Here is a 6,000-nt window from a genome sequence, read left to right on the forward strand (position 1 = left end):
TCCGCCATGCGCACCTCTACTCCGTTTCTGACTCTGCTTGTCGTCCTGGCCGCGCTCACCGCAGCGCCCTCGCTAGCGGAGGCGCAGACCACCACGCCAGAGGCGGTGGTGTATTTCAGCGAACTGACAGAGCTCCGCGTACGCCTCCCCGCGGGGTGGGACGGCACGCACGCGGTCAACGAAGCCACGCTGCCCGGCCGCGCCACCTACCGCTGGGAAGCCACTGCCGCGCCTCTGGCGGGAACGGTCGTCGTGGTGGAGCGCGTCGTAGGGCTCAACCCGCTGATGCAAGAGCGGTGGCGGCGCGGGCAGGTCGCCAGCGGCTACTACGGGCTCCGCCCGACGGGCGCGGTGCCAGACGAGGACCTCGCGTTCGGGCCCGGCGCCGCGTTTGAGATCGCGGGGGGCGAGACGATCGGCCGCGTCTACTTCGTGCAGCGCGGTGAGGTGTTCTGGTCCGTTCATGTCTCGGCGCCCGCAGGCGTGATCGCGGCGGTTCCGCCTTTGCTGGATGGCATCGCCCGAGGCATTCGCGTAAGCGCCAAAACGGTCCCGCCTCAGCAAGCGTCCCGGTAAAGGGCAAGCGGCCGGGCGCGCGGCTTCTTTAGAGCGCAGACGGCCACACCGTAGGAGCCCGCAGCTGGAGTCCTGCACCCGGCGCTCCGCGTCACGCCAGAGGCCTCTGGCGAGAGTCGGCGGCACGCGTCGCGGGAATGCCGGATCTTAGCGCCACGCCATCCGACCACCCGTGGGAATCCAAGACCGCCTCGGGCTGGGCCCCAAGCCCGGCCGCCGCCGCAGCGGTGCCCTCAAGATCGAGAAGCGCCCGTCCGACGACGACGCGCAACGCCTGACGCGCCAGGCCGTCCTCTGGCGGGCGGCGCTGCTGCTCGGCCTCGGCGTGCTCGCCCTGCTGGCGTTCCCCCGGATCTCCGTCTACGACGGCACGGCCCGCGTCGGCGAAGTCTGGACGCGCGACGACGTTGTCGCCCCGTTCGACTTCGCGGTGCGCTTGCCGGAAGAGGAACTGGAGGCCCAGCGCGATTCCGTCGCACGGGCGGAGCCGCCGATCTTCGTCGAGCGCGTGAACGCGTTGGACAACACCCTCGCGAAGATCGATTCCCTGGACGCGCGGCTGGACTCCACGTTTGCCGCCTACGTCCGCTGGCGCACCGTGCGCACCTCTGGCGGACCGGACCTGGCGGCTCAGACGGATAGCCTGCGCTACCTCGCGCTCCGTGCGGACCTGGGTGGCGGCCTCACCAACCAGCAACTTGATTGGCTGGTAAGCAGCGCGTACGCCCACGCCAGAGGCCAGGAAGCGGGTCTGCCGCTGGATGACCGCCTACTAGGGGAGGCCGGGCGGCTCAGCCGCGAGCTCCTCACCCGCGGCGTGCTGGACGTGCCGCGCGACGACGTTCTGGCGAGCACCCTCGTGGTCCGCAACGTGGACCCGGCCGTGCGGACCGAGAGCGAGGTACCGCTCGCCGAGGTGGTCGGCAAGCTCCAGGCATTTGCGCTCGCGCAGAGCTCGCTTCGCGCTGTTGCGCCCGGGCGGCCGGATACGGTGGACATCGGGATGACCTTTTTCCGCCGCACGTTCGAGCCCAACTACATCTACCAGGCCGAGGCCACGGAGCGCCGGCGGGCGGAGCGCTTGAGCGAAGTGCAGCCCAACCGGGGGCAGGTGCGAGAAAACACCCGCATCATCCGCACCGGCGACGTGGTGACAGACGCGCAGTACGAGCAGCTCCGCTCGCTCAACATCGCGCAACGCGCCCGCACCGGGGATCGGAGCTTCCCTAGAACGGTCATCGGCAGGATCCTGCTCGTGTTCGCCGCGCTCTCGCTGTTCTTCCTCTACCTCTACCTCTTGCGCGAGAGCATCTTCGACGACCTGCGTCAGATGATCCTCGTCGCGCTGCTGATCGGGTTCGTGCTTGTCGGCTTCTGGATCGCGGGCGTGGTGGGCCTTTCGGCGGCGCCGTTTGCGGTCCCCGTCGCGCTCGTCTCCATCCTGATGGCGATCGTCTACGACAGCCGCGTGGCCGCCTTCGCGACGCTCTCGCTCGGGCTTCTGGCGGGTCTGATCTTCGGCGGCAACTTCGAGATCGCGTTCGCAACCATCTTTGCGGGCCTGCTCGGCGTGTTCTCCGTCCGCGACGTCAAAAACCGGACGCAGCTCCTGGCCTCCGGCGGCGTGGTGTTCCTCGCCTACGCGCTCGTCATCTTCGCCTACGCGCTGCTCCGTGCCGACCCGTTCGGGGACCGGCTGGTCTACGAACTCCTCGCTGCGGGCATCAACGCGGTCTTGCTGCTCCTCGTCTGGCCCATCCTCGTAGGCATCGAGCGCGGGTTCAGCGTGACGACCGATATCACGCTTCTGGAGCTTTCGGACACGAACCGGCCCGTGCTGAAGGAGCTCTCGATGCGTGCTCCGGGCACATTCAACCACTCGCTCCAGGTCGCCAACCTTGCCGAGGCCGCCGCCGACGCCATCGGCGCGAACGCGCTGCGCACCCGCGTGGGCGCGATCTACCACGACATCGGGAAGATGCTCAAGCCCGAGTACTTCATTGAGAACCAGCAGCCCGGCGAGAACCCGCACGAAAAGCTGAAGCCGTCGATGAGCGCGATCGTGATCGCGGCGCACGTCAAAGACGGGCTCGAACTCGGCCGCGAGAACAAGCTCCCGAAGGTGGTCCTGGACTTTATCGGCACGCACCATGGGACGGGCTTGATCGAGTATTTCTACCGCAAGGCCAAGGAGGCCGCTGGCGACGACGCTGATCAGGTCAAGGAAGCAGAGTTCCGCTATCCCGGCCCGCGCCCGCAGACGAACGAGCAGGCCATCGTGATGCTCGCAGACTCCGTGGAGGCGGCCTCGCGTTCGCTCCAGAAGCCAAACCCGCGCCGCCTCCGCTCGCTCGTAGAGGCCATCTTCGCTTCCCGCGTCGCCGACGGCCAACTCGACGATACCGACCTCACCTTTTCGGACCTCGCCAAGATCCGCGAGACGTTCCACACGCTACTCTGCGGCATCTACCACTTCCGCGTGAAGTACCCCGGTCAGGAGAGCGAAGACGAGAGCGCGCCTCCGCCGGACCCCGACAAGGCCCCTCCGCAAGAGGCCGGGCTGGACGTCTCGGTCCCAGACGATGCCCCGCTCCCGACCGCCCCGCCAGAGGCCGAAGGGTTGGGCAAGCAACCGATGAGCTAGCGCCTCTTGCGCCTCACCCCCTAAGTCCGAGATGACGACAGATCAGACGTGGGCCGTCGTGCCCGCTGCGGGCGTCGGCTCGCGGATGGGCGGCGAGGCAGGCGATCCTGCGAAGCAATTCCGCGAACTGGACGGAGCGCCCGTTCTCGTCCACACGCTCCGCGCGCTGGCCTCCGCGCTTGGGGTGACGGGGCTCGTGGTCGTGGTGGGGGAGGAGGAAGTGGAGCCCGTCCGTCAGCTGTTGTCGCAAGACGCCCCTCTGGCGGACGCCCTCAAAGCCGTCGTCGCGGGCGGCGCGACGCGCCAGGCATCGGTCGCCAGAGGCGTCGCGCATGTGCCCGACGAGGTCGGCATCGTGCTCGTCCACGATGCGGTGCGTCCGTTCGTGCGAGCGGAGGACATCGAGGCCGTGATCCAGGCGGTTCGCGCCTCTGGCGCCGCGGCGCTCGCCGTTCCAGTGGCCGACACGCTCCGGCGCGGCGCCAGCGGCCGGTTCGAGGCGACCGTGGACCGCGAGGGCCTCTGGCGGATGCAAACGCCGCAGGGCTCCCGTCGCGAAGTTCTGGCCGATGCGCTCGCACGCGCCGAACGGGAGGGCTGGACCGCGACCGACGAGGTCGGCGTGCTGCAACGGACGGGCGCGGCGGTGGCGCTCGTGGAGGGCGACGAGCGCAACATCAAGCTGACGCGGCCCTCAGACTGGCTCCTCGCGCGGGCGCTCTGGGCGCACCGCGAGATGTAGGCGCTTCCCTCTTGCGCCAGAGGCCGCCTCTGGCGTGATTCCTGTCCCCGCCACACACCCATCGGATATGCGCATAGGCCACGGCTACGACGTTCACCGCCTGAAAGAAGGCCGCCGCCTCGTCCTCGGAGGCGTCGAGATCCCATCGGAGGTCGGCCTCGACGGGCACTCGGACGCCGACGTGCTCGCGCACGCCATTACGGACGCGCTCCTGGGCGCCGCCGCAATGGGAGACATCGGCGCGCACTTCCCGGATACCGATGCCGAGTGGAAGGACGCCGACAGCATTGGCCTCTTGCGCGAGATCGTGCGCCGCATCGGTGCCAGAGGCTGGCGCGTGGGCAACGTGGACTCTACCGTCGTGCTACAAGCGCCCAAGCTCCGCCCCCACATCGATACCATGCGCCAGAGGCTGGCCGACGCGATGGGCGTGGACCTCGACGCCGTCTCGGTGAAAGCGACGACGGGGGAGGGGATGGGCTGGGTCGGCTCCGGCGAAGGCGCCGCCGCGCACGCCGTCGCGCTCCTCTTGCCTCAGTACGAGGGCACCGGGGCCTCTGGCGCCAGAGGCGAATGATGGAATCCGTCCAGGGGCTCGCGGACTGGCTGGCGGCGTTGCCTCCGCTGGGCATCTACGGCGTGCTCTTCGCGGTCTCGTACCTGGAGAACATCGTGCCGCCCATCTGGGGAGACACACTGATCGTGCTCTGCGGCTGGCTCGTCGGCATCGGCACCATCGCGTTCGTGCCCACGGTCGCCATCGCGACGCTCGGCGGCTCGCTGGGGTTTATGACGCTCTACGCCGTCGGCCACAGGCTGGACGAAGCCATCGCCGATCCCACGCGCTTGCGGTGGATCCCGCGCGGGCCTCTGGCGGCGGCCGAGCGGTGGCTGAAACGATGGGGGATGGGCGTCGTGGTGGCGAACCGGTTTCTGGCAGGCGGTCGGTCGGTGGTCTCGCTACTCGCTGGCGCGTCGCGGTTGCCTGTTCTCCGGACGACCATCTGGGCGACGCTCAGCGCTCTCTTGTGGTGCGCGCTTCTCGTCGCGGCTGGCTCGTGGGTGGGGACGCGATGGGATATCGTGCTGAACGCGCTCGGGACGTACGGCAAAGTCATCACGGCGCTGGTCGGCGGGATCGTGCTCATCGGAGCCGTGCGGTGGGTACGAGGCCGGAGGGGCCGACGCGCCGCACCCCAAGAAACCGAGAAGACACCCCCATAAGCGCCGGGCGCCGCCCGCACACGTTGACTCGCGATCCGGCGGCTCCGTACTTTCGCGCTCCGTTTGACACACGCTGCTGGCGTAGCTCAGTTGGTAGAGCAGCTCATTTGTAATGAGCATGTCGGGGGTTCGAGTCCCTCCGCCAGCTCTCCGAGCCGCCTCTGGCGGAGCGGAATGTTCTTTTTTGTTTGGGCAGGTGGCCGAGCGGTTAAAGGCGACAGACTGTAAATCTGTTCTCTCACGAGTACGGAGGTTCGAATCCTTCCCTGCCCACGTATACGCGCTTCGCCTCTGGCGGTGACCCCCGGGTCCCGCCAGAGGCGCGCGCGGGAGTAGCTCAGTTGGTAGAGCACTAGCCTTCCAAGCTTGTGGTCGCGGGTTCGAGTCCCGTCTCCCGCCCCATGACCGTGGCTGCCGCCCGCCGCGTTCATCTTCGCCTCCTTAGCTCAGCGGTAGAGCACTTCCATGGTAAGGAAGGGGTCCCGGGTTCAATTCCCGGAGGAGGCTCTGACGCCAGAGGCGTCTTTCTCTCTCTGAACCAGCACTACTCGCGAGCCCGGCTCGCTGCTCACCATGGCTAAGGAGCAATTCCAGCGGACGAAGCCCCACGTCAACGTGGGCACGATCGGCCACGTCGACCACGGGAAGACCACGCTGACGGCGGCGATCACGAAGGTGCTCGCCGAGAAGTCGGGCGGCGTGGCGAAGGGGTTCGACGAGATCGACAACGCGCCCGAGGAGCGGGAGCGCGGCATCACGATCGCGACGGCGCACGTGGAGTACGAGACGGAGGCGCGGCACTACGCGCACGTGG

The 6,000-nt window shown here is 68.4% G+C and carries 6 protein-coding genes and 4 tRNA genes; all 10 read left to right on the forward strand.

The window, feature by feature from the left end:
- Positions 1-6 precede the first annotated feature (6 nt).
- Complete coding sequence (locus BSZ36_RS04290; protein WP_094546358.1) at positions 7-576, forward strand: hypothetical protein; 570 nt, start codon at positions 7-9, stop codon at positions 574-576.
- Positions 577-748: 172 nt separating this feature from the next.
- Complete coding sequence (locus BSZ36_RS04295) at positions 749-3,220, forward strand: HD family phosphohydrolase (protein WP_094546360.1); 2,472 nt, start codon at positions 749-751, stop codon at positions 3,218-3,220.
- A gap of 31 nt (positions 3,221-3,251) precedes the next feature.
- Complete coding sequence (ispD, locus tag BSZ36_RS04300) at positions 3,252-3,962, forward strand: 2-C-methyl-D-erythritol 4-phosphate cytidylyltransferase (protein ID WP_094546362.1); 711 nt, start codon at positions 3,252-3,254, stop codon at positions 3,960-3,962.
- A 67-nt stretch (positions 3,963-4,029) separates the two neighbouring features.
- Complete coding sequence (gene ispF / locus BSZ36_RS04305) at positions 4,030-4,539, forward strand: 2-C-methyl-D-erythritol 2,4-cyclodiphosphate synthase (RefSeq protein ID WP_094546364.1); 510 nt, start codon at positions 4,030-4,032, stop codon at positions 4,537-4,539.
- The gene (locus tag BSZ36_RS04310) at positions 4,536-5,186 is read left to right on the forward strand and encodes a DedA family protein (protein WP_094546366.1); all 651 of its coding nucleotides are present in this window, start codon (positions 4,536-4,538) and stop codon (positions 5,184-5,186) included. The genes ispF and BSZ36_RS04310 overlap by 4 nt, the downstream gene beginning before the upstream one ends.
- Before the next feature lie 75 nt (positions 5,187-5,261).
- Positions 5,262-5,334: transfer RNA gene (locus BSZ36_RS04315), tRNA-Thr, on the forward strand.
- A 42-nt stretch (positions 5,335-5,376) separates the two neighbouring features.
- A tRNA-Tyr gene (locus BSZ36_RS04320) sits at positions 5,377-5,459 on the forward strand.
- Between the two features lie 53 nt (positions 5,460-5,512).
- Positions 5,513-5,588 (forward strand) — tRNA-Gly (locus BSZ36_RS04325).
- Positions 5,589-5,621: 33 nt separating this feature from the next.
- Positions 5,622-5,693: transfer RNA gene (locus tag BSZ36_RS04330), tRNA-Thr, on the forward strand.
- Positions 5,694-5,759: 66 nt separating this feature from the next.
- Positions 5,760-6,000 (forward strand): GTP-binding protein (locus tag BSZ36_RS04335; protein ID WP_245837460.1); only part of this gene is annotated, 241 nt, incomplete at its 3' end.

This window comes from Rubricoccus marinus (genome assembly GCF_002257665.1).
In the GTDB taxonomy this organism is placed as follows: Bacteria; Bacteroidota; Rhodothermia; order Rhodothermales; family Rubricoccaceae; genus Rubricoccus; species Rubricoccus marinus.

Coding starts and splice junctions, on each gene's coding strand:
- ispF (WP_094546364.1), top strand. CDS start 4,030: ATGCGCATAGGCCACGGCTACGACGTTCACCGCCTGAAAGAAGGCCGC.
- BSZ36_RS04310 (WP_094546366.1), top strand. CDS start 4,536: ATGATGGAATCCGTCCAGGGGCTCGCGGACTGGCTGGCGGCGTTGCCT.
- BSZ36_RS04290 (WP_094546358.1), top strand. CDS start 7: ATGCGCACCTCTACTCCGTTTCTGACTCTGCTTGTCGTCCTGGCCGCG.
- ispD (WP_094546362.1), top strand. CDS start 3,252: ATGACGACAGATCAGACGTGGGCCGTCGTGCCCGCTGCGGGCGTCGGC.